This window comes from Pseudomonas sp. 5Vm1k, assembly GCF_056161485.1.
In genome coordinates this window covers 37,964-60,436 of the sequence record NZ_JBSPCZ010000011.1, presented here as the reverse complement: position 1 = coordinate 60,436, position 22,473 = coordinate 37,964, and the positions used below count along the sequence as shown (strand labels likewise).

General features: G+C 59.6%; 17 protein-coding genes. 7 read left to right on the top strand and 10 right to left on the bottom strand.

Annotated elements, in window-relative coordinates; all coding sequences use genetic code 11:
* Nucleotides 1-2 precede the first annotated feature (2 nt).
* The 4 genes from nuoK to nuoN are packed head-to-tail and all read left to right on the top strand — an operon-like array spanning nt 3 to nt 5,205.
* A complete protein-coding gene (gene nuoK / locus ACWIKB_RS21230) occupies nt 3-311 on the top strand; it encodes an NADH-quinone oxidoreductase subunit NuoK (RefSeq protein WP_007946416.1) in 309 nt (102 codons plus the stop codon).
* Nucleotides 308-2,161: an NADH-quinone oxidoreductase subunit L gene (gene nuoL, locus ACWIKB_RS21225; protein WP_054053686.1), complete on the top strand. Its 1,854-nt coding sequence runs from the start codon at nt 308-310 to the stop codon at nt 2,159-2,161. Before nuoK ends, nuoL begins: the two co-directional genes overlap by 4 nt.
* A 40-nt stretch (nt 2,162-2,201) precedes the next feature.
* Nucleotides 2,202-3,734, top strand: a complete 1,533-nt coding sequence (gene nuoM / locus ACWIKB_RS21220) for an NADH-quinone oxidoreductase subunit M (protein WP_475269224.1) — start codon at nt 2,202-2,204, stop codon at nt 3,732-3,734.
* A gap of 7 nt (nt 3,735-3,741) precedes the next feature.
* Entirely contained in the window at nt 3,742-5,205 is a 1,464-nt protein-coding gene (gene nuoN / locus ACWIKB_RS21215; RefSeq protein WP_123403085.1) for an NADH-quinone oxidoreductase subunit NuoN, read from the top strand.
* A 1,181-nt stretch (nt 5,206-6,386) separates the two neighbouring features.
* On the opposite strand, the gene ACWIKB_RS21210 is transcribed toward nuoN, so the two are convergent.
* The 6 genes from ACWIKB_RS21210 to ACWIKB_RS21185 are packed head-to-tail and all read right to left on the bottom strand — an operon-like array spanning nt 6,387 to nt 12,319.
* Complete coding sequence (locus tag ACWIKB_RS21210; RefSeq protein ID WP_475269222.1) at nt 6,387-8,129, bottom strand: ABC transporter substrate-binding protein; 1,743 nt, start codon at nt 8,127-8,129, stop codon at nt 6,387-6,389.
* Nucleotides 8,130-8,172: 43 nt separating this feature from the next.
* Nucleotides 8,173-8,445 carry a DUF2160 domain-containing protein gene (locus ACWIKB_RS21205; RefSeq protein WP_027925091.1) on the bottom strand — a complete coding sequence of 91 codons (273 nt, stop codon included), beginning with the start codon at nt 8,443-8,445 and terminating at the stop codon, nt 8,173-8,175.
* A gap of 10 nt (nt 8,446-8,455) precedes the next feature.
* Nucleotides 8,456-9,256: a carbohydrate ABC transporter permease gene (locus tag ACWIKB_RS21200; protein ID WP_475269220.1), complete on the bottom strand. Its 801-nt coding sequence runs from the start codon at nt 9,254-9,256 to the stop codon at nt 8,456-8,458.
* Between the two features lie 8 nt (nt 9,257-9,264).
* Nucleotides 9,265-10,131 (bottom strand): carbohydrate ABC transporter permease, encoded by an 867-nt coding sequence (locus ACWIKB_RS21195; protein ID WP_475269218.1) that lies wholly within the window; start codon nt 10,129-10,131, stop codon nt 9,265-9,267.
* Entirely contained in the window at nt 10,128-11,225 is a 1,098-nt protein-coding gene (locus ACWIKB_RS21190; RefSeq protein ID WP_475269216.1) for an ABC transporter ATP-binding protein, read from the bottom strand. The genes ACWIKB_RS21195 and ACWIKB_RS21190 overlap by 4 nt, the downstream gene beginning before the upstream one ends.
* A complete protein-coding gene (locus ACWIKB_RS21185) occupies nt 11,225-12,319 on the bottom strand; it encodes an ABC transporter ATP-binding protein (RefSeq protein WP_475269215.1) in 1,095 nt (364 codons plus the stop codon). Before ACWIKB_RS21185 ends, ACWIKB_RS21190 begins: the two co-directional genes overlap by 1 nt.
* Nucleotides 12,320-12,702: 383 nt before the next feature.
* Here ACWIKB_RS21185 and ACWIKB_RS21180 point away from each other — a divergent pair, with 383 nt between their 5' ends.
* The gene (locus ACWIKB_RS21180) at nt 12,703-14,550 is read left to right on the top strand and encodes a sigma-54-dependent Fis family transcriptional regulator (protein ID WP_475269213.1); all 1,848 of its coding nucleotides are present in this window, start codon (nt 12,703-12,705) and stop codon (nt 14,548-14,550) included.
* A 217-nt stretch (nt 14,551-14,767) separates the two neighbouring features.
* Here the strand turns inward: ACWIKB_RS21180 and cysS are convergent, their stop codons facing one another.
* Nucleotides 14,768-16,150: a cysteine--tRNA ligase gene (gene cysS, locus ACWIKB_RS21175; protein WP_475269212.1), complete on the bottom strand. Its 1,383-nt coding sequence runs from the start codon at nt 16,148-16,150 to the stop codon at nt 14,768-14,770.
* A gap of 18 nt (nt 16,151-16,168) precedes the next feature.
* On the bottom strand, nt 16,169-17,869 hold the full coding sequence (locus ACWIKB_RS21170; RefSeq protein WP_475269210.1) for a glutamine--tRNA ligase/YqeY domain fusion protein: 1,701 nt from the start codon (nt 17,867-17,869) through the stop codon (nt 16,169-16,171).
* Between the two features lie 251 nt (nt 17,870-18,120).
* Here ACWIKB_RS21170 and ACWIKB_RS21165 point away from each other — a divergent pair, with 251 nt between their 5' ends.
* Nucleotides 18,121-18,624: a peptidylprolyl isomerase gene (locus tag ACWIKB_RS21165; protein ID WP_475269209.1), complete on the top strand. Its 504-nt coding sequence runs from the start codon at nt 18,121-18,123 to the stop codon at nt 18,622-18,624.
* Nucleotides 18,621-19,373, top strand: coding sequence for a UDP-2,3-diacylglucosamine diphosphatase (gene lpxH, locus ACWIKB_RS21160; protein WP_475269208.1), 753 nt, complete (start codon nt 18,621-18,623; stop codon nt 19,371-19,373). Before ACWIKB_RS21165 ends, lpxH begins: the two co-directional genes overlap by 4 nt.
* A gap of 173 nt (nt 19,374-19,546) precedes the next feature.
* Here the strand turns inward: lpxH and ACWIKB_RS21155 are convergent, their stop codons facing one another.
* The gene (locus ACWIKB_RS21155) at nt 19,547-21,076 is read right to left on the bottom strand and encodes a DHA2 family efflux MFS transporter permease subunit (RefSeq protein WP_123508900.1); all 1,530 of its coding nucleotides are present in this window, start codon (nt 21,074-21,076) and stop codon (nt 19,547-19,549) included.
* A gap of 197 nt (nt 21,077-21,273) precedes the next feature.
* Nucleotides 21,274-22,473 carry an EmrA/EmrK family multidrug efflux transporter periplasmic adaptor subunit gene (locus tag ACWIKB_RS21150; protein ID WP_475269206.1) on the bottom strand — a complete coding sequence of 400 codons (1,200 nt, stop codon included), beginning with the start codon at nt 22,471-22,473 and terminating at the stop codon, nt 21,274-21,276.

Genomic DNA, 22,473 nt, shown 5'->3' with positions numbered 1-22,473 from the left:
CGATGCCTGCTATCCCTATGGAGCATGGTCTGGCGGTCGCCGGCATCCTGTTCTGCCTCGGTCTGGTCGGCCTGATGGTCCGCCGCAACATTCTCTTCGTGCTGATGAGCCTGGAGGTCATGATGAATGCCTCCGCACTGGCCTTCATCGTTGCCGGTAGCCGCTGGGCGCAACCGGATGGACAGATCATGTTCATCCTGGTGATCAGCCTGGCAGCCGCTGAGGCCAGTATTGGCCTGGCGATTCTGTTGCAGCTGTATCGCCGCTTCCACACTCTCGATATCGACGCTGCCAGCGAGATGCGCGGATGAATCTTCTCTATCTGACTTTCGTATTCCCTCTCATAGGTTTCCTGCTGCTGTCGTTCTCACGCGGCCGCTTCTCGGAAAACCTGTCGGCGCTGATTGGCGTCGGTTCCATCGGCCTGTCGGCGATCGTCGCCGCTTACGTGATCTGGCAATTCAACGTCGCCCCGCCCGAAGGCGGTCACTACACCCAGGTGTTGTGGCAGTGGATGGCGGTTGAAGGCTTCACGCCAAACTTCGCGCTGTACCTGGATGGCCTGTCGGTCACCATGCTCGGCGTTGTGGTTGGCGTCGGCTTCCTGATCCACCTGTTCGCGTCCTGGTACATGCGCGGTGAAGACGGTTACTCGCGTTTCTTCGCCTACACCAACCTGTTTATCGCCAGCATGCTGTTTCTGATCTTGGGCGATAACCTGTTGTTCCTGTACTTCGGCTGGGAAGGCGTGGGCCTGTGCTCGTACCTGTTGATCGGTTTCTACTACAGCAACCGCAACAACGGTAACGCGGCACTCAAGGCGTTTATCGTCACCCGCATCGGCGACGTGTTCATGGCCATCGGCCTGTTCATCCTGTTCGCGCAACTGGGCACGCTGAACATCCAGGAACTGCTGGTGCTGGCACCGCAGAAATTCCAGGTCGGCGACTTCTGGATTGTCCTGGCGACCCTGATGCTGCTGGGCGGCGCTGTCGGTAAATCCGCGCAACTGCCGCTGCAAACCTGGCTGGCGGATGCGATGGCCGGTCCTACCCCGGTTTCGGCACTGATCCACGCCGCAACCATGGTGACCGCAGGCGTTTACCTGATTGCCCGTACTCACGGCCTGTTCGCCCTGGCGCCGGATATCCTGCATCTAGTAGGAATCGTCGGTGGCGTGACCCTGGTTCTGGCAGGTTTCGCGGCACTGGTGCAAACCGACATCAAACGTATCCTCGCCTACTCGACCATGAGCCAGATCGGCTACATGTTCCTGGCCCTGGGCGTAGGCGCGTGGGAAGGCGCGATCTTCCACCTGATGACTCACGCCTTCTTCAAGGCGCTGTTGTTCCTTGCGTCCGGTGCGGTGATCGTTGCCTGCCACCACGAGCAGAACATCTTCAAGATGGGCGGTCTGTGGAAGAAGTTGCCACTGGCCTACACCAGCTTCATCGTCGGCGGCGCGGCCCTTTCGGCCCTGCCACTGGTGACCGCAGGCTTCTACTCCAAGGACGAAATCCTCTGGGAAGCGTTCGCCAGCGGCAACCACGGTCTGCTCTACGCAGGTCTGGTCGGCGCGTTCATGACTTCGCTGTACACCTTCCGCCTGATCTTCATCGCGTTCCACGGTGAAGCGAAGACCGAAGCCCACGCCGGTCACGGCATCGCTCACTGGCTGCCACTGTCGGTGCTGATTGTGCTGTCGACTTTCGTCGGCGCCATGATCGTTCCACCGCTGCACGGCGTGCTGCCAGAAAGCGTTGGCCATGCCGGCGGCGAAGCCAAGCACAGTCTGGAAATCGCCTCGGGCGCCATCGCCCTGGCCGGTATCCTGCTGGCCGCGCTGCTGTTCCTCGGCAAGCGTCGTTTCGTCACTGCAATCGCCAACAGCGGCATCGGCCGCTTCCTTTCGGCCTGGTGGTTCGCTGCCTGGGGCTTCGACTGGATCTACGACAAACTGTTCGTCAAGCCATACCTTGCGATCAGCCACGCACTGCGCAGAGACCCGCTCGATCAGACCATCGGTTTGATCCCGCGTATGGCCAAAGGCGGCCACACCGCCCTGAGCCGTACCGAAACCGGTCAACTGCGTTGGTACGCGGCATCGATGGCAGCCGGCTCCGTGCTGGTCATCGGCGCCATCGTGCTGGTAGCGGTCTGAATATGAACCTTGCGAACTTGCGAAAGGAATTGAGCCCGTCATGATTCTGCCTTGGCTAATCCTGATCCCCTTCATCGGCGGCCTGCTGTGCTGGATGGGTGAGCGCTTCGGCGCCACCCTCCCCCGCTGGATTGCGCTGTTGACCATGACCCTGGAACTCGCACTCGGCCTCTGGCTGTGGGCCCACGGTAATTATTCATTTGCTCCGGCGCCTGGCGCCGATCCGGTCTGGGCGCTTGAGTTCAAGCACATCTGGATCCAGCGCTTCGGCATCAGCGTGCACCTGGCCCTCGACGGCCTGTCGCTGCTGATGATCCTGCTGACCGGTTTGCTGGGTATCCTCTCGGTACTCTGCTCGTGGAAAGAGATCCAGCGTCACGTCGGCTTCTTCCACCTGAACCTGATGTGGATCCTGGGCGGTGTCGTCGGCGTGTTCCTCGCCCTCGACCTGTTCATGTTCTTCTTCTTCTGGGAAATGATGCTGGTGCCGATGTACTTCCTCATCGCGCTCTGGGGTCACAGTTCTTCGGACGGCAAGAAAACCCGGATCTACGCGGCGACCAAGTTCTTCATCTTCACCCAGGCTTCCGGCCTGATCATGTTGGTGGCGATCCTGGGCCTGGTGCTGGTCAACTTCAACAGCACCGGCGTGATCACGTTCAACTACGCCGACCTGCTGAAAACCAAGATGTCGCTCACCACCGAGTACATCCTGATGCTCGGCTTCTTCATCGCTTTCGCGGTGAAACTGCCGGTCGTGCCGTTCCACTCCTGGTTGCCTGACGCTCACGCCCAGGCGCCAACAGCGGGTTCGGTCGACCTGGCCGGTATCTTGTTGAAGACAGCGGCCTACGGCCTGCTGCGTTTCGCCCTGCCGCTGTTCCCGAATGCCTCGGCCGAGTTTGCGCCGATCGCCATGACCCTGGGTCTGATCGGGATCTTCTACGGTGCGTTCCTGGCCTTCGCGCAAACCGACATCAAGCGTCTGATCGCCTATTCCTCCGTTTCCCACATGGGTTTCGTGTTGATCGGCATCTACTCCGGCAGCCAACTGGCGCTGCAGGGCGCAGTGATGCAGATGCTGGCGCACGGTCTGTCGGCCGCGGCACTGTTTATCCTCAGTGGTCAGCTGTACGAACGCACCCACACCCGCGACATGCGTGAAATGGGTGGTCTGTGGTCGAAGATCGCTTACCTGCCGGCCATCAGCCTGTTCTTTGCCGCCGCGTCCCTGGGCTTGCCGGGTACCGGTAACTTCGTCGGTGAGTTCCTGATCCTGATCGGCACCTTCGCCGCTGCGCCGTGGATCACCGCGATCGCAACGACGGGCCTGGTGTTCGGTTCGGTCTACTCGCTGATCATGATCCACCGTGCCTACTTCGGCCCGTCCAAGTCGGACGCGGTGCTGCATGGCATGGATGGTCGCGAACTGATCATGGTGGTCGGTCTGGCGGCACTGCTGATTTACATCGGCGTGTACCCGCAGCCGTTCCTCGACACTTCTGCCGCGACGATGCATGGCGTGCAGCAGTGGCTTGGCTCCGCCTTCACTCAACTCGCTTCGGCCCGGTAAGAGCGCTATGGAATTCACGACTCAACACTTTATCGCGCTCGCGCCGTTGTTGATCACCACCGCCACGATCATCGTGGTGATGCTGGCCATCGCCTGGCGCCGCAACCACTCGCAGACCTTCCTGATTTCCGTGGCGGGTCTGAACCTGGCGTTGCTGTCGATCCTGCCAGCCTTGAAGGTCGCGCCCCTGGCCGTGACCCCGCTGCTGCAAATCGATAACTTCGCTTGTTTGTATATGGCACTGATCCTGGTCGCCACCCTCGCTTGTGTGACCCTCGCCCACGCCTACCTCGGCGATGGCGGCACGGGTTACCCGGGCAACCGCGAAGAACTGTACCTGCTGATCCTGATGGCCGCCGCCGGTGGCCTGGTTCTGGTCAGCGCGCAACATCTGGCCGGGCTGTTCATCGGTCTGGAACTGTTGTCGGTGCCGGTCTACGGTCTGGTGGCGTATGCCTTCTTCAACAAGCGTTCGCTGGAAGCCGGTATCAAGTACATGGTGCTGTCGGCCGCCGGTTCTGCGTTCCTGTTGTTCGGCATGGCCCTGCTCTACGCCGACTCCGGCAGCCTGAGCTTCGTCGGTATCGGTCAGGCACTGGCCGCGACTGGCCTGCCAAGCTCACTGGCGCAAATGGGCCTGGGCATGATGTTGATCGGCCTGGCGTTCAAGCTGTCGCTGGTACCGTTCCACCTCTGGACCCCGGACGTATACGAAGGTGCTCCGGCACCGGTCGCTGCGTTCCTGGCTACCGCTTCGAAAGTGGCCGTGTTCGCGGTGATGGTGCGTCTGTTCCAGATCTCGCCAGCGGCAAGCAGCGGTGTGCTGAGCGACGTGCTGACCATCATCGCCATTGCGTCGATCCTGTTCGGTAACCTGCTGGCACTGACCCAGAGCAACCTCAAGCGTCTGCTGGGTTACTCGTCCATCGCCCACTTCGGTTACCTGCTGATCGCCCTGGTGGCGAGCAAGGGTCTGGCCGTGGAAGCCATCGGCGTGTACCTGGTCACCTACGTGATCACCAGCCTCGGCGCGTTCGGTGTGATCACCCTGATGTCCTCGCCATACAAAGGTCGTGACGCGGATGCCCTGTACGAATACCGCGGCCTGTTCTGGCGCCGTCCGTACCTGACCGCCGTACTGACCGTGATGATGCTGTCCCTGGCCGGTATCCCGCTGACCGCGGGCTTCATCGGCAAGTTCTACATCATTGCTACCGGTGTCGAGTCGCATCAATGGTGGCTGGTGGGTTCCCTGGTACTGGGCAGCGCCATCGGCGTCTTCTACTACCTGCGTGTGATGGTCACCCTGTACCTGATCGAGCCGAACCTGCGTCGCCACGATGCACAACTGCACTGGGAACAAAAGGCAGGCGGCGTGATGCTGCTGGCCATCGCCGCACTGGCGTTCTTCCTGGGTCTGTACCCGCAACCGTTGCTGGTGCTGGTTCAGCAGGCCGGGTTGGCGGGTTGATTGTGTAGCGGTAATTTGTAGAAAACAGAAACGGCACCTTCGGGTGCCGTTTTTGCGTTTAGGGGTTTGAGGGGCTCAAGATCAAAAGATCGCAGCCTTCGGCAGCTCCTACACAAGCGACGCCTACTCGGACATCGCGGTTGACCACCGTCCCTGTAGGAGCTGCCGAAGGCTGCGATCTTTTGATCTTATTGCTCTCCCCTCTCTCGGAAGATGCCTGCGTGGCAGTAGGCAACGGCTGACATCCAACTCAAGGCATTTACCGTTAAGTTCGGCGATTGAATATCGGGAGAGAACAAACAATGAACCGTGACATTTTTCCGAGTCGGTAGAGGGCGTAGAAGCTTGGGCTACCGAGCGCCTGACACCTTCAGGGGAACCTTACTGTCCGCGTATTGGTGCGATGAAAGACAAACTGATTCTTCCTGAAGGCTTGGATGCACCGCTAGCCCCCTGCTCCAGATCCAGCTATCCAGCGCCTATATCACAAGGTTCTTCAGCGGAAAAACCGGGCGTCTAGAGCGCCTTCGTGCGAGCAAGCTCTCCTAGAATCGGACAATGTACATCTGCGAAAGACCGTGCAGCTGTCAGACCGCCATCGCGAGCAAGCTTTGCTCCTACAAAATCAAAAGCAGAGCGGCATACACCGCACCGCTCCTCACCACTCAAGGCCGAGCGTTAGCTCGCCCGCCATTGATCTTGCTCTACCCGCCCCTTCGGGAGGCTGAGCGGAGGTGTTCATCAGGGGGTGGGCGCGTAGCGCCGTGCGGCGAAGCCGTACACATCGAGAGGAGGTCGAAGCGAAGCCGACCGTAGGCGATGCCCCCAGATGAATACCGGAACGAAGGAACGCCGAGCCCAAGCGAGGGGCCGGACGCTCGGGGCGAGCCTTTTTTTGCTTACTTATTTTTGGCGTTTGAAAAAAAAGTGAGTCGCCGTAAGGGCGAAACCTTAAGTCGCCGTTACCGCAGGAATGGATATGTACTCCAACTGCAAAAACATGGTCGGCTCCCAAGGCCTCTTCGCGAGCAAGCCCGCTCCCACAGGGGTTCGGGGTTGTTCACAAATCATGCGTTCGCCACATCTCCCCTGTGGGAGCGGGCTTGCTCGCGATGGCAGTGACACAGACACCAATGAAAACGGCACCTCCCGGTGCCGTTCGCATTTCACCTTACAGCCGCTTACTTACGCGCATCCGCCCACGATTTCAGCAGTTCGTTGTAGCTCACGGTCTCGCCTTTAGGCTTCTCGTTCGCCAACTTAGGCTTCGGCGCACCCGGCTGATCGAACCAGTACTGCGCATCCCGTTCCGGGTTCATTTTCGGCCCGCACACCGGTTGCACCTTGGAGCGTTCAAGCCGCGTCATGATGGCGTCCTGATCCTTGGCCAGGCCATCGAGCGCTTGTTGCGGGGTTTTCTCGCCGCTGGCCGCTTCGGCGATGTGGCTCCACCACAGTTGCGCCAAACGTGGATAGTCCGGCACGTTGGTCCCGGTCGGGGTCCATTGCACGCGGGCCGGGCTGCGGTAGAACTCCACCAGGCCACCGAGTTTCGGTGCGAGATCAGTCATGGCTTGCGAGTTGATGTCCGACTCACGAATCGGCGTCAGGCCAACGATGGTTTTCTTCAGGGATACGGTTTTCGAGGTCACGAACTGCGCGTACAGCCAGGCCGCGAGTTTTTGTTTCTCAGGCGTGGACTTGAGGAATGTCCAGGAACCCACGTCCTGATACCCCAGCTTCATGCCCTCTTCCCAGTATGGGCCGCGTGGCGACGGTGCCATGCGCCATTTCGGCGTGCCGTCGGTGTTCATCACCGGCAGGCCAGCCTTGGTCATGTCGGCGGTAAACGCGGTGTACCAGAAGATCTGCTGAGCGATGTTGCCCTGAGACGGCACCGGGCCGGATTCGGAGAAGGTCATGCCCGCCGCTTCCGGTGGCGCGTAGGCCTTGAGCCAGTCGACATATTTCTGAGTCGCGAAGACCGCCGCCGGGCCGTTGGTGTCGCCGCCACGGGTCACGCTGGAACCCACCGGGTGGCAGTCCTCGACGCGGATGCCCCACTCGTCCACCGGCAAGCCGTTAGGCAAGCCCTTGTCGCCGCCACCGGCCATGGAGAACCAGGCATCGGTGAAGCGCCAGCCCAGGGACGGGTCTTTCTTGCCGTAGTCCATGTGCCCGTAGATGCGCTTGCCGTCGATTTCCTTGACGTCTTCGCTGAAGAACTTGGCGATGTCTTCATAGGCCGACCAGTTCACCGGCACGCCCAATTCGTAACCGTACTTTTCCTTGAACTTGGCTTTCAGCTCCGGCCGTTCAAACCAGTCGGCGCGGAACCAGTAGAGGTTGGCGAACTGCTGGTCGGGCAGTTGATAGATCTTGCCGTCCGGCGCGGTGGTAAAGGAAATGCCGATGAAGTCCTTGATGTCCAGGGTCGGCGAGGTGAAGTTCTTGCCCTCGTTGGCCATCAGGTCGGTGATCGCCTCGGTCTTGCCGTAGCGGAAGTGCGTACCGATCAGGTCCGAGTCGTTGACCCAGCCGTCGTAGATGCTCTTATCCGACTGCATCACGGTCTGCAGTTTTTCCACCACATCGCCTTCTTGCAGCAAGTCGTGGGTGACTTTGATCCCGGTGATCTCGGTAAAGGCCTTGGCCAGTACCTTGGACTCGTATTCGTGGGTGGTCAGGGTTTCCGAGACAACCTTGATGTCCATCCCGCGAAACGGCTCGGCTGCCTTGATGAACCACTTCAATTCCGCGAGCTGCTGATCAGCCGTCAGGGTGGACGGTTTGAATTCGCTGCCGATCCACTTTTTCGCCGCGTCTTCGTAGGCGTCAGCCCAGGCAGTCGCGCTCAAACCGCTGAGTGCCAGCATGGCTGCCAATGAAATGCTATGTCGCAGCTTATTATTTTTATCGAACATATGACCTCCTGTTTAGGTTTCGGAGCAGGCTCTCATACAGACCCTATCCCCATCGCATCACAGCCAACAGCCACACCAGGGACAACGCGGACGCGACCCAGATGCTCCAGTCGGTGACGCCGATTACCAGCAAATGCAGGTAGGCGCTGCCGAGAAGACCGATAAACAACCGATCGCCACGGGTGGTAGCAATCGGCAACAAACCACGGCGAAGAATGCTCGGCGAACGCAATTCCCAGGTCGTCATGCCCACCAAAATCAGGCCAATGACGATGAAAAACGCCGCGGTGGGGACCGTCCAACTCATCCATTCCATCATCAGCTCCTCAGACCCGGCCCAGGGCAAAGCCCTTGGCCACGTGGTTGCGAACAAACCAGATCACCAGCATGCCCGGCAGGATGGTCAACACCCCCGCCGCCGCCAGTACGCCCCAGTCGATGCCGGACGCCGAGACCGTGCGGGTCATCACCGCCGCGATGGGTTTGGCGTTGACCGACGTCAGCGTCCGCGCCAGCAGCAATTCGACCCAGGAAAACATGAAGCAGAAGAACGCCGTCACCCCGATCCCGGAGCCAATCAGCGGGATGAAAATCTTCACGAAGAACTTCGGAAAACTGTAGCCATCGATGTAGGCGGTTTCGTCGATCTCCTTGGGAACCCCGGTCATGAAACCTTCGAGAATCCACACCGCCAGCGGCACGTTAAACAGGCAGTGGGCCAGGGCCACGGCAATGTGGGTGTCGAACAAGCCGATGGAGGAATACAGCTGGAAGAACGGCAACAGAAACACCGCCGGTGGCGCCATGCGGTTGGTCAGCAACCAGAAGAACAGATGCTTGTCGCCGAGGAAGCGATACCGCGAGAACGCATAGGCCGCTGGCAGCGCCACGCTCAGGGAGATCACCGTGTTCAGGCTCACGTAATACAGCGAGTTGAGGTAACCGGTGTACCAACTCGGATCGGTGAAGATCACCTTGTAGTTGGCGAAGGTGAAATTCTGCGGAAACAGCGTCAGACCGCCGAGGATTTCGGTGTTGCTCTTGAAGGACATGTTCAGCAGCCAGTAGATCGGCACCAGCAGGAACAGGATGTAGATCAGCAGCGGGATCAGCTTTCTTTTACTCATGGCAGACCTCAGCGGTTGGCGTCAGAGTGAGTCATGGCGGTATAGAACAGCCAGGACACCAACAGGATGATCAGGAAGTACACCAGCGAGAAAGCCGCCGCCGGGCCGAGGTCGAATTGCCCTACGGCCATCTGGGTCAACGTCTGACTCAGGAAGGTCGTGGCATTCCCCGGACCGCCGCCCGTGAGCACGAACGGCTCGGTGTAGATCATGAAACTGTCCATGAAGCGCAACATCACCGCGATCAGCAGCACGCTCTTGAGCTTGGGCAATTGGATATGTCGGAAAACCGCCCAGGCCGACGCACGATCAATTCGCGCTGCCTGGTAGTACACGTCCGGAATCGCCCGCAAACCGGAGAAACACAGCAGCGCCACCAGCGAGGTCCAGTGCCAGACGTCCATCACCAGCACGGTGACCCAGGCGTCCAGGGTGTTGGCCGCGTAGTTGTAGTTCAGGCCCATGGCCTTGAGGCTCGCGCCGAGCAAACCGATGTCCGCGCGGCCGAAGATCTGCCAGATAGTGCCTACCACGTTCCACGGAATCAGCAGCGGAATCGCCAGAATGATCAGCACCAGCGACGACCAGCGCCCCTTGGTCGGCATGGTCAGGGCGATGGCGATGCCCAGCGGGATTTCGATCAGCAACACGCAGCCGGAGTAGATGAACTGACGCAGCAACGAGTCATGCAACCGTGGATCGAGCAGCACCTGTTTGTACCAGTCGGCGCCGACGAAGTAGCGGCTGGACTGGTCGAAGATGTCCTGCACCGAGTAGTTGACCACGGTCATCATCGGGATCACCGCACTGAATGCCACCAGCAGGAACACCGGTAACACCAGCCACCAGGCCTTGTTGTTTTGCACCTTGTTCATGGCTGCACCTCCAGCAGGTAATCGTCCGCATACACCATCAACCACTGCGCCGGAAAACTGATGTACGCCGTGCCTTCGGGCACCGGTTTGTCTTCGGCCAGGCGCACTTTCAACGGCACGCCGTCGAGGTTCAGGGTCATGATCTTGTAGGTGCCAAGGTCTTCGATGTGTACGACTTTTGCCTGCATCGCGTCATCAAATGGCTCGTCCCACACATGCACGAACTCCGGGCGAATCCCGACTTTCAGGGTTTTCCACTCGGACTCGGCGATGCTTTGCTGCTGGGCGTCGGAAAGCGGCAAGTGCGTCGAGGCGAAACCGACACCGCCGGGCTGCGGTTGAACGTCGATCAGATTCATCCCGGGGCTGCCGATGAAATAGCCGACAAAGGTGTGGCTCGGTCGCTCGAACAATTCCCGTGGCGTACCGAACTGCACGATCTGCCCGCCGTACATCACCGCGATCTTGTCGGCGAAGGTCGAGGCTTCGAGCTGGTCGTGGGTGACGTAGACCATGGTGATGTTGAACTGCTCGTGGATCTGCTTGAGCTTGCGCCGCAGTTTCCACTTCAGGTGCGGGTCGATCACCGTCAGCGGCTCGTCGAAGAGGATTGCCGACACGTCATCGCGCACCAGCCCACGGCCCATGGAGACTTTCTGCTTTTCATCGGCGGTGAGGTTGCGCGCCTTTTTGCTCAGCAGCGCCTGGAGGTCAAGCACCTCGGCAATTTCCTGCACCTTGCTGTGAATTTTCGCCTCACCCATGCCCTGATTTCGCAGCGGGAAGGCCAGGTTGTCGAACACCGTCATGGTGTCGTAGACCACCGGAAACTGGAAAACCTGGGCGATGTTGCGTTTCTCCGGGGTCAGGTCGTTTACCACTTTGCTGTCGAACAGCACCTGGCCCTGGGACGGGCTGAGCAGCCCGGAAATGATGTTGAGCAAGGTCGATTTGCCGCATCCCGACGGCCCGAGCAAAGCATAAGCACCGCCCTGCTCCCAGATGTGGTCCATCTCGCGAATCGCGTAGTCCTCAGGCCCGCTCGGGGTGCGTGTGTAGCTGTGGGCGAGGTTCTGCAAACGAATTTCGGCCATCAGGCAACCCTCGCGATACGGCGACCGGGCGCCTGGACCAGCCGCCCCTGCATATCGAAGACGAACAGTTTATGGGTCGGGATATAGATGCGAATCGGCGCATCGACGTCGTATTCGTGGACGCCCGGCAAGTGCAGGACCAACAGGAAATGCTCGTTGCGCACATGCAGGAAAGTTTCCGAACCGCTGATCTCGGCCACCTCAACGGTCACCGCCAGTTCCAGGTCATCGTCGTTGCTCGGCACCAGCGAGATGTGGCTCGGACGTACGCCGAAGCGGAACTCGCCCTCGCCCACCGGGCGCAGATCAACGTTCAGCGGGAAGTGCACGAAATTCGCGAAACTCACTTCGTTGCCGGCAATACGCCCCGGCATCAGGTTGATCGGCGGTTCGGAAAACAACTCCGCCGCCAGCACCGTTTGCGGCTGGTGATAGACCTCGGAGGACTTGCCGCTCTGGATCACCCGGCCTTCATGCAAAATCGTGGTGGTACCGCCGAGCGCGAGGGCTTCGTTGGGTTCGGTGGTGGCGTAGATGGCGATGGTGTGCCGCGCCTTGAACAGCTCGCGCATTTCCTGGCGCAGTTCTTCGCGCAGTTTGTAGTCGAGGTTGACCAGCGGTTCGTCGAACAGGATCAGCTCGGCATCCTTGACCAGCGCCCGGGCCATGGCCGTGCGCTGTTGCTGGCCACCGGACAGTTCCAGCGGATGACGCTGCAGGAACTTCTCGATGCGCAGCATCTTCGCGGTTTCCAGTACTTTGCTCTGGATCAGTTCGTTGGACACACCGCCCTGGCGCAATGGCGAGGCGATGTTCTCGAACACCGTCATGGTCGGGTAGTTGATGAATTGCTGATAGACCATCGACACGTTGCGCAGACGCACCGGACGCTGGGTGACGTCGACGCCGTTCATCAGGATGCGCCCGGTGTCGGGCTTGTCCAGGCCGGCCATTAAACGCATAAGGCTGGTTTTGCCGGACAGCGTGCGTCCGAGCAAAACGTTGAAAGATCCGGGTTCGAAAACTAGGCACGCATCGTCGATCCAGGTCTGGCCCTCGACGGTACGGCTGACGTGCTCCAGGGTTAATGACATGGCTCGGCCTTTTTTATTATTTGGAGTCAAGCGACCGAAGCGATAGAGCGACATTCGTGCCAGAAATCACAAACTATTGATCTGGTTTGAAAATCCGTGGAATCAGGGAAAAACCGCGTTCGTTGCTGAACAGAAATGAACAGTTGCGGCTGAACAACTGAACAGTTCGGCGGTTGACAATGAACAATAGTGAACAACACTCTACAGACCGTTTACGGTCCCTGTAGGAGCTGCCGAAGGCTGCGATCTTTTGATCTTGGCGTCCGTGAGGATTGCACAGATCAAGATCAAAAGATCGCAGCCTTCGGCAGCTCCTACGGGGGATCGTGGGCCACTGAAATACCCATAAAAACAATAAAAGCTCTGCTCAGAGATCGACTGCCATGGCCGTACCCGCCTCGCCGCTCTCCCATGACGCCATCATTCAGGACTCCTGGTCCCGCTGCCGCGCGTTCGGTCTCAGCCATCACAGCGTGCCAACCTTCGATCAGCTACCAGCCGACGGCATTGCGCACTTGCTGGAGAGCCAGCATTCCCTGGTGCAGACCACCCATCAGGAAGTCCTGCCGTATTACGAGAACATCCTCAGTAACTCCAATTGCCTGATCATGCTCGCCGACAACCAAGGCCAGGTGCTGACATCGTGGGGCACCCAGCGCTTTATCGAGCCGAGCCTGACCCGCGGTTTCAGCGCCGGCGCGAGCTGGATGGAGCGTTGCAGCGGGACTAATGCGATTGGCACTGCGTTGGCTTGCGAGCAAGCGGTGCATATCGAACACGACGAGCATTTTCTGAAGGCCAACCGCTTCATGACCGGGTCCGCCGCGCCGATTTTCGATGCCGAGCGCAAGGTGATTGCGGTGCTCGACGTGTCCAGCGACAGCTACCTGCCGCCGTCCCACACCCTGGGCATGGTCAAGATGATGAGCCAGACCGTAGAGAATCGGCTGATCCTCAACCTGTTCCACGGCCAGCATTTTCAACTGACCTTCAACACCGGGTTGAACAACCTCGACAGCCAGTGGGCCGGGTTGCTGATTTTCGATGAGACCGGGCAAGTGCTGTCGGCCAATCGCCGGGCTGACAATCTGCTGGGCATCAGCCTGTCGCGGGTTAGCGTCGAGAGTTTGTTCAAGGTGTCCTTGCTGGAGTTGCTGAACCAACCCGATGGTTTGCCGTTTGCCCTGCAAGCCTCCGGGCGCAACCGTTTCCAGTGCCTGTTGAAGCGACCGAAACAGGCCCCGATTCAGGCGCGAGTGTTTTCTGAAACCAAGGGCACCGAATCGACCGTCGTAGCGCCTGCCGCGATCAGCCTGAACACCCTGCATTTCGGCGACAGTCGCGTGGAAAAAGCCGTGCGCCAGGCTGAGCGCCTACTGGAAAAAGACATCCCGCTGCTGATCCACGGCGAAACCGGAGTCGGCAAGGAGGTCTTCGTCAAAGCCCTGCACCAGGCCAGCTCCCGCAGCAAACAGCCCTTTATCGCCGTCAACTGTGCAGCGATCCCCGCCGAACTGGTGGAGTCCGAGTTGTTTGGCTACGAGAAAGGTGCGTTCACGGGCGCCAACCAGAAAGGCAGCATCGGGCTGATTCGCAAGGCTGACAAAGGCACGCTCTTCCTCGATGAAATCGGCGACATGCCGCTGCCGACCCAGGCTCGCCTGTTGCGGGTGTTGCAGGAGCGCTGCGTGCAACCGGTAGGTAGCAGCGAGTTATTCCCAGTGGACATCCGCATTATTTCAGCGACCAACCGCTCGTTGCGCGAACAGGTGCAACTGGGGCGGTTTCGCGAGGATCTTTATTACCGGATTGGCGGTTTGACCCTGGAACTGCCGCCGCTACGGGAACGCAGCGACAAGCAGGCGCTGTTCAAGCGCTTGTGGGAACAACACCGGGAACCGTCGCAGTGGGCTGGATTGAGTCGTGAGGTGATGGAGCTGTTTGGCCGTCATCCGTGGCCGGGAAATTTAAGGCAGGTCAGCAGCGTGATGCAGGTGGCGCTGGCCATGGCCGAGGATCAACCGGTCAAGCCTGAGCATTTGCCGGATGATTTTTTTGTCGATCTGGAAATGGAACCGGTGGAGACAGCGGAGCCGCTGGCGGTGGATTTGAATGATGCAGAGGATTTGAATCGGTTGTTGCAGGCGGCCGGGGGGAATATTTCGCATTTGGCGCGGCGGTTGGGGGTTAGTCGCAATACGTTGTACAAGCGGTTGCGGCAGGCTGAGTGATGGAGTGAACCACATTGGCGGTGGTCGGCTTTAGACCTTCGCGAGCAAGCCCGCTCCCACAGGGGATGTGTGTCGTGCACAACACTCAACCACACCCAAAATCCCCTGTGGGAGCGGGCTTGCTCGCGAAGACGTCAGCCCCGCCACCGCAGAACTAAAGCCCTGCGCATAAACAAAAACCCGCACAAGGCGGGTTTTGTTTGTAACGAAGCAGCAATCAGTCAGCCAAACGCCAGGTCGTGCCGCCCTTGCCGTCTTCCAGCACCACGCCCATGGCGGTGAGCTGGTCGCGGATGCGGTCGGATTCGGCCCAGTCTTTGCCGGCACGAGCGGCCAGACGCGCAGCAATCAGCGCATCCACTTCAGCCGCATCAACCCGACCTTCAGCGCCAGCCTGCAAGAAGTCATCGGCTTCGAGCTGCAACACACCCAGCACGCTCGCCAGTTCCTTCAAGCGCGCCGCCAGACCCGCCGCCGCATCAAGATCGCTCTCGCGCAGACGGTTGATCTCACGAACCATCTCGAACAGCACCGCGCAAGCTTCCGGCGTGCCGAAGTCGTCGTTCATCACCTGGGTGAAACGCTCGACAAACGCTTCGCCACCGGCCGGCGCCACGCTCGGCAGGCCTTTCAACGCGTGGTAGAAACGCTCGAGTGCGCCCTTGGCGTCCTTGAGGTTGTCTTCCGAGTAGTTGATGGCGCTGCGGTAGTGGCTCGACACCAGCAGGTAACGCACGACTTCCGGGTGGTACTTTTCCAGCACGTCGCGAATGGTGAAGAAGTTGTTCAAAGACTTGGACATCTTCTCGCCATTGATGCGAATCATGCCGCAATGCATCCACGCGTTGGCGTAGGTCTTGCCGGTCGCCGCTTCGCTCTGGGCGATTTCGTTTTCATGGTGCGGGAACTCAAGGTCGCTGCCGCCGCCATGAATATCGAAAGTCTCGCCCAGGCAGCAAGTCGACATCACTGAGCACTCGATGTGCCAGCCCGGACGACCGTCGCCCCACGGCGAAGGCCAGCTCGGCTCGCCCGGCTTGGCGCCTTTCCACAGCACGAAGTCCAGCGGGTCCTGCTTGGACTCGTCGACTTCGATCCGCGCGCCGATGCGCAGGTCTTCGATTTTCTTGCGCGACAGCTTGCCGTAGCCCATGAACTTGGCGACGCGGTAGTACACGTCGCCATTGCCCGGGGCGTAGGCGTAACCCTTGTCGATCAGGGTCTGAATCATGGTCTGCATGCCAGCGATGTGATCGGTGGCCCGCGGTTCCATGTCCGGTTTGAGAATATTGAGGCGCGCCTCATCCTCGTGCATCGCAGTGATCATGCGCTCGGTCAGCACGTCGAACGGCTCGCCGTTCTCCTTGGCCCGATTGATGATTTTGTCTTCAATGTCGGTGATGTTGCGCACATAGGTCAGGTTATAACCGCTGAACCGCAACCAGCGGGTCACCAGGTCGAACGCGACCATGCTGCGGCCGTGGCCAATGTGGCAGTAGTCGTACACGGTCATCCCGCAGACGTACATGCGCACATTGTTGCCATCCAGAGGCTTGAAAACTTCTTTGCTCTTGGTGAGCGTGTTGTAGATCGTTAACACTTTAATTGTTTCCTTGAATCACTGGCCCCACGAATCACGCAAGGTCACGGTACGGTTGAATACCGGAGCGCCCGGTTTCGAGTCCTTGATATCCGCGCAGAAGTAACCTTCGCGCTCGAACTGGAAACGGTCTTCCGGCTGTGCATTGCCCAGCGAAGGCTCAGCACGACAACCAGTGAGAACTTGCAGCGAGTCAGGGTTGATGTTGTCCAGGAAACTGGCGCTGTCTTCAGCCTTTTCAGGGTTCGGCGAACGGAACAGGCGATCGTACAGGCGCACTTCACACTCGACGCTTTCTGCTGCCGGCACCCAGTGCACCACGCCTTTGACCTTGCGGCCTTCAGGGTTTTTGCCCAACGTTTCCGGGTCGTAGGAGCAACGCAGTTCGACGATATTGCCATCGGCGTCCTTGATTGCTTCGTCGGCACGGATCACGTAGCTGCCGCGCAGACGCACTTCGCCGTTCGGCTCCAGGCGCTTGTAGCCTTTTGGCGGCTCTTCCATGAAGTCATCGTGGTCGATGTAGATCTCACGGGAGAACGGCAGCTTGCGCACGCCCAGCTCTTCTTTCTGCGGATGACGTGGCAGTTCGAGGTGATCGACCTTGTCTTCCGGGTAATTGGTAATCACGACCTTCAACGGACGCAGCACGCACATGGCACGCGGAGCGTTCTGGTCCAGGTCCTGGCGGATGCTGAACTCGAGCATGCCGAAATCCACCACGCCGTCGGAACGGTTGGTACCGACCATGTCGCAGAAGTTACGGATCGACGCTGGCGTATAGCCACGGCGGCGGAAGCCCGACAGCGTGGACATGCGCGGGTCATCCCAGCCGAACACGTGCTTTTCATCGACCAGTTGCTTGAGCTTGCGCTTGCTGGTGATGGTGTAGTTCAGGTTCAGGCGGCTGAATTCGTACTGACGTGGGTGCGCCGGCACTGGCAACGCGTCCAGGAACCAGTCGTACAGCGGACGATGGCTTTCGAACTCCAGGGTGCAGATCGAATGAGTGATGCCTTCGATGGCGTCAGACTGACCGTGGGTGAAGTCGTAGTTCGGGTAGATGCACCACTTGTCACCGGTCTGGTGGTGGTGGGCATGACGGATGCGATACATGATCGGGTCGCGCAGGTTCATGTTCGGCGAGGCCATGTCGATCTTGGCCCGCAGCACGCGTGCGCCGTCCTGGAATTCGCCAGCCTTCATGCGGGCGAACCAGTCGAGGTTTTCTTCCACGGAGCGGTCACGGAACGGGCTGTTCTTGCCCGGCTCGGTCAGGGTGCCACGGTATTCCTTGGCTTGCTCCGGGCTCAGGTCATCGACGTAGGCCTTGCCGGCCTTGATCAGCTCGACGGCCCAGTCGTGCAACTGGTCGAAATACTGCGAGGCGTAGCGCACTTCACCGGACCATTCGAAGCCCAGCCATTTGATGTCGCTTTCGATCGCGTCAATGTATTCCTGGTCTTCCTTGGCCGGGTTGGTGTCGTCGAAACGCAGGTGCGTGACGCCGCCAAATTCCTGGGCCAGGCCAAAGTTCACGCAAATCGACTTGGCGTGACCGATGTGCAGGTAGCCGTTGGGCTCAGGCGGGAAACGGGTGACGATCTGCGTGTGCTTACCCGAGTCCAGGTCCGCCTGGATGATCGGGCGCAGGAAATTGACCGGCACGGCAGGGCCAGTCTTGGAATTCGAGGTAGGGTCGACAGTGGGCTTGCTCATAGGATCCTTGAACGTACAAGTGCGCGGCCGGAACGAAAGGCCTGACAAAACAAAGCCGCTATCATAGCCGATGCTGTCAAGCGCCTGACAGAGCGCGCTTGCAAACGGTCGCATTTAATCGGCTACGGATGAAAAACAGCCTCGAAATTCGCGCCCGGCACGCTAAACTGCGCACCTTGGTCGAGACAGACCAGACCGGTTGCGGGCCCAAACGCCCCGAAACCCACGAATTCATATAAAGAGTGCCGATCATGACCCAAGTCAAACTGACCACCAACCACGGCGACATCGTCCTGGAACTGAACGCTGAAAAAGCACCGGTTACCGTTGCCAACTTCATCGAGTACGTTAAAGCCGGTCACTACGAAAACACTGTTTTCCATCGCGTCATCGGTAACTTCATGATCCAGGGCGGCGGTTTCGAGCCAGGCATGAAAGAAAAGAAAGACAAGCGCCCAAGCATCCAGAACGAAGCTGACAACGGCCTGCCGAACGAGAAGTACACCGTGGCCATGGCGCGCACCATGGAGCCGCATTCGGCTTCCGCCCAGTTCTTCATCAACGTGGCTGACAACAGCTTCCTGAACCACAGCGCCAAGACCACTCAGGGCTGGGGCTACGCGGTATTCGCCAAAGTCGTTGCCGGCACCGACGTCGTGGACAAGATCAAGGGTGTTTCCACCACCATGAAATCCGGCCACCAGGACGTACCAGCAGACGACGTGATCATCGAGAAAGCCGAGATCATTGAGTGATATTGCTGATTTCAGACTTGCATCTGGAAGAGGAGCGCCCGGATATTACCCGGGCGTTTCTGGATTTGCTCGCCGGACGCGCCCGTTCGGCGAGTGCGTTGTACATTTTGGGCGACTTTTTCGAGGCATGGATTGGCGACGATGCCATGACGCCGTTCCAGCGTTCCATCTGTCAGGCCCTGCGTGAACTTAGCGACAGCGGCACGGCGATTTTTCTGATGCACGGCAATCGCGACTTCATGCTCGGCAAGGCCTTTTGCAAACAGGCCGGCTGCACGTTGTTGAAAGACCCGAGTGTCGTGCAGTTTTACGGCGAGCCGGTGCTATTGATGCACGGCGACAGCCTCTGCACCCGCGATGTCGGCTATATGAAGCTGCGTCGCTACCTGCGTAACCCGATCACCCTGTTCATCCTGCGCCACCTGCCCTTGCGCACCCGCCATAAACTGGCGCGCAAGCTGCGCAGTGAAAGCCGTGCGCAAACGCGGATGAAGGCGAACGACATTGTCGATGTCACCCCCGAGGAAGTGCCGCGGATCATGCAGCAATATGGCGTGAAGACGCTGATCCATGGGCACACCCATCGACCGGCGATTCACAAGTTGCAAATTGGCGAGCAAGCGGCCCGGCGCATTGTGTTGGGAGATTGGGATCGCCAGGGCTGGGCATTGCAGGTGGATGAGCAAGGGTTTGCCCTCGCCCCCTTCGACTTCGCCCCGCCACCGCAACTTGCGTTGCCGAACGGCTAAGAGCCACCCCTCACCCCAGCCCTCTCCCCAGAGGGAGAGGGGGAAAGGGAGCAGATCTCCATCGTTTACCAGACCTGAGTTCGACTCGGGCTTTCAGGTCGATGGAACTCAAAAGAACGCCTCGGTCAGTCCCCTCGCCCCCTTGGGGAGAGGGTTAATCTCAAGCCCTACACTCAATGCCCAGATGCCGCAGGCCCCGCCTTCGCCGCAAACGGCGGTTTCGCCAGCCACACAATCAGCATCAACCCAAAGAACCCCCAGCCCAGCAACGTGAAGTAATCCACGGTGGAGAGCATGTACGCCTGGCTGGTCAGCACATGATCAAGCTGCGCATACGCCGGGGTACTCGCACCCCCCAGGGTGTTCAAGGCATCCCGGGTCGGTTGATCGTAGGTGGTGATGCTTTCACTCAAATACGCGTGATGCTGATCCGCCCGGCGAATCCAGATCCAGGTGGTCAACGACGCCGCAAAACTACCGCCCAGTGTCCGCAGGAAAGTCGCCAGGCCCGCGCCATCGGCAATCTGGCTTGGCGGCAAGTCCGACATCAGGATGCTCAAGGTCGGCATGAAGAACAACGCCACGCCAATGCCCATGAACAGTTGCACCAAGGCGATGTGCTGGAAGTCCACTTCGTTGGTAAACCCGGCACGCATGAAGCAGCTCAAGCCAATCGCCAGGAACGCCAGCCCGGCCAACAGCCGCAGGTCGAACTTGTGCGCGTACTTGCCGACAAACGGCGACATCAGCACCGGCAGAATCCCGATTGGCGCCACTGCCAAGCCAGCCCAGGTCGCGGTGTAACCCATCTGGGTTTGCAGCCATTGCGGCAGGATCAGGTTGATACCGAAGAACCCGGCATAACCCAACACCAACACGATGGTGCCGATGCGGAAGTTGCGATAGGCAAACAGCCGCAGATTCACCACTGGGTGCTTGTCAGTCATTTCCCAGATGATGAACACCGCCAGGGCGATCACCGAAATCGCTGCGCCGATGATGATGAAGTTCGATTCGAACCAGTCCAGGTCGTTGCCTTTATCGAGGATCACCTGCAGTGCACCGACGCCAATGATCAACGTGATCAAACCGACGTAGTCCATCGGCTGGCGGCTGGTTTCCACTGGGCGCGCCTTGAGCTGCGAGCGCACCACCATCACCGCGAAAATCCCGATTGGCACGTTGATAAAGAAGATCCACGGCCAGCTATAGCTGTCGGTAATCCAGCCACCGAGAATCGGCCCGGCAATCGGCGCCACCACCGTGACCATCGCCAGCAACGCCAGGGCCATGCCGCGCCTGGCCGGGGGATACACCGCAATCAACAAGGTTTGGGTCATCGGGTACAACGGGCCGGCCACCAGGCCTTGCAGCACGCGGAAACCGATCAGTTCCGGCATCGAAGTCGAGATACCGCAAAGAAACGAGGCCAGCACAAACAGAATCGTGGCCCAGAGAAACAGCTTCACTTCACCGAAACGCCGGCTGAGCCAACCGGTCAGCGGCAGCGCGATGGCGTTGCTCACGGCAAACGAAGTGATCACCCAGGTGCCTTGCTCCGAACTCACGCCCAGGTTGCCGGAAATTGTCGGCAAGGCCACGTTGGCGATGGTGGTGTCGAGCACTTGCATGAAGGTCGCCAGCGACAGACCGATGGTGCTGAGCACCAGGCTGGGCGGAGTGAAAGACGCGTTATTGCTCATCGCTAATCCTTTGAAACATGGCTGGCGCGCCGCCTGTTACAGACGCAGCTGACCTTGTGGGAGCCTTTGTGGCGAGGGAGCTTGCTCCCGCTGGGTCGCGAAGCGGCCCCAAAAGCTTTACGACTGCTTCGCAGTCGAGCGGGAGCAAGCTCCCTCGCCACAAAGGCTTGCTCCCACAGGGTCGGTGTGATGGCGAATCAGCGTTGCACGGTCTTGCTGACCGCAGCGCTGTTGTCATGGATCAACTGAGTGATCATCGCGTCGGCCTCGGCCAACTGACGGTCATAGACGTTGGTGCTGAACGAAGCCTTTTGTGGCGGCTGTTGCGCCAGCACCGGGCCGCTCTGGTCATGCAGGTTCACATCAACCTGGGTCGACAGGCCGACCCGCAATGGATGCTTGGCCAGTTCTTCGGCATTGACGTGAATCCGCACCGGCACCCGCTGAACAATCTTGATCCAGTTACCCGTGGCGTTTTGCGCTGGCAGCAAGGCAAACGCGCTGCCGGTGCCGGCGCCGAGGCTGTCGATGGTGCCGCTGAATTTCACGTCGCTGCCGTACAGGTCGGCTTCGATGTCCACTGGTTGGCCGATGCGCATGTCACGCAGCTGGGTTTCCTTGAAGTTGGCGTCGATCCACAGTTGATCCAGTGGAATCACCGCCATCAGCGCGGTGCCCGGCTGAACCCGTTGGCCCAGTTGCACCGAGCGTTTGGCGACGTAGCCAGTGACTGGTGCGATCAAGGTGCTGCGCGAGTTGTTCAGGTAAGCCTGACGCAGTTGCGCAGCGGCGGACATCACGTCCGGGTGCGACGAAACCACGGTGTCATCCACCAGGGCGCTGGTGGTTTTCAGCTGTTGCTGCGCATTGGCCAAGGCGTTTTGCGCCGAGGTCAGGTCATCGCGAGCGTGGGACAGTTCTTCCTGGGAAATCGCGCCACCGGCGGCGAGGTTTTTCCGGCGGTTGAAGTTGTCCTGGGCTTTTTGCACGTTAGCCTGCTGGGCGTTGACCTGGGCGCGCATGCCGTCGACGTTGCTGTACAAACCGCGCACTTGACGCACGGTGCGAGCCAGGTTGGCCTGGGCACTTTGCAGCCCGACTTCGGCGTCGTTCGGGTCGAAGTTGACCAACACCTGGCCTTCGTGGACCAGGTCGCCATCATCGGCGCCGATGCTCACCACGGTGCCGGTGACCAGCGGAGTAATTTCCACCACGTTGCCGTTCACATAGGCGTCATCGGTGCTTTCGTTCCAGCGCCCGTAGAATTCGTGATAGGCCCAGACGCCGGCACCGGCGAGGATCACCAGAATCGCCAGCACCACCAGCATGACTTTGCGTTTGCGCGGGTTGCTGGTGTCTTGGGCGTTTTCAGGAGCTTGAGTAGTTTCGGTGGCCAT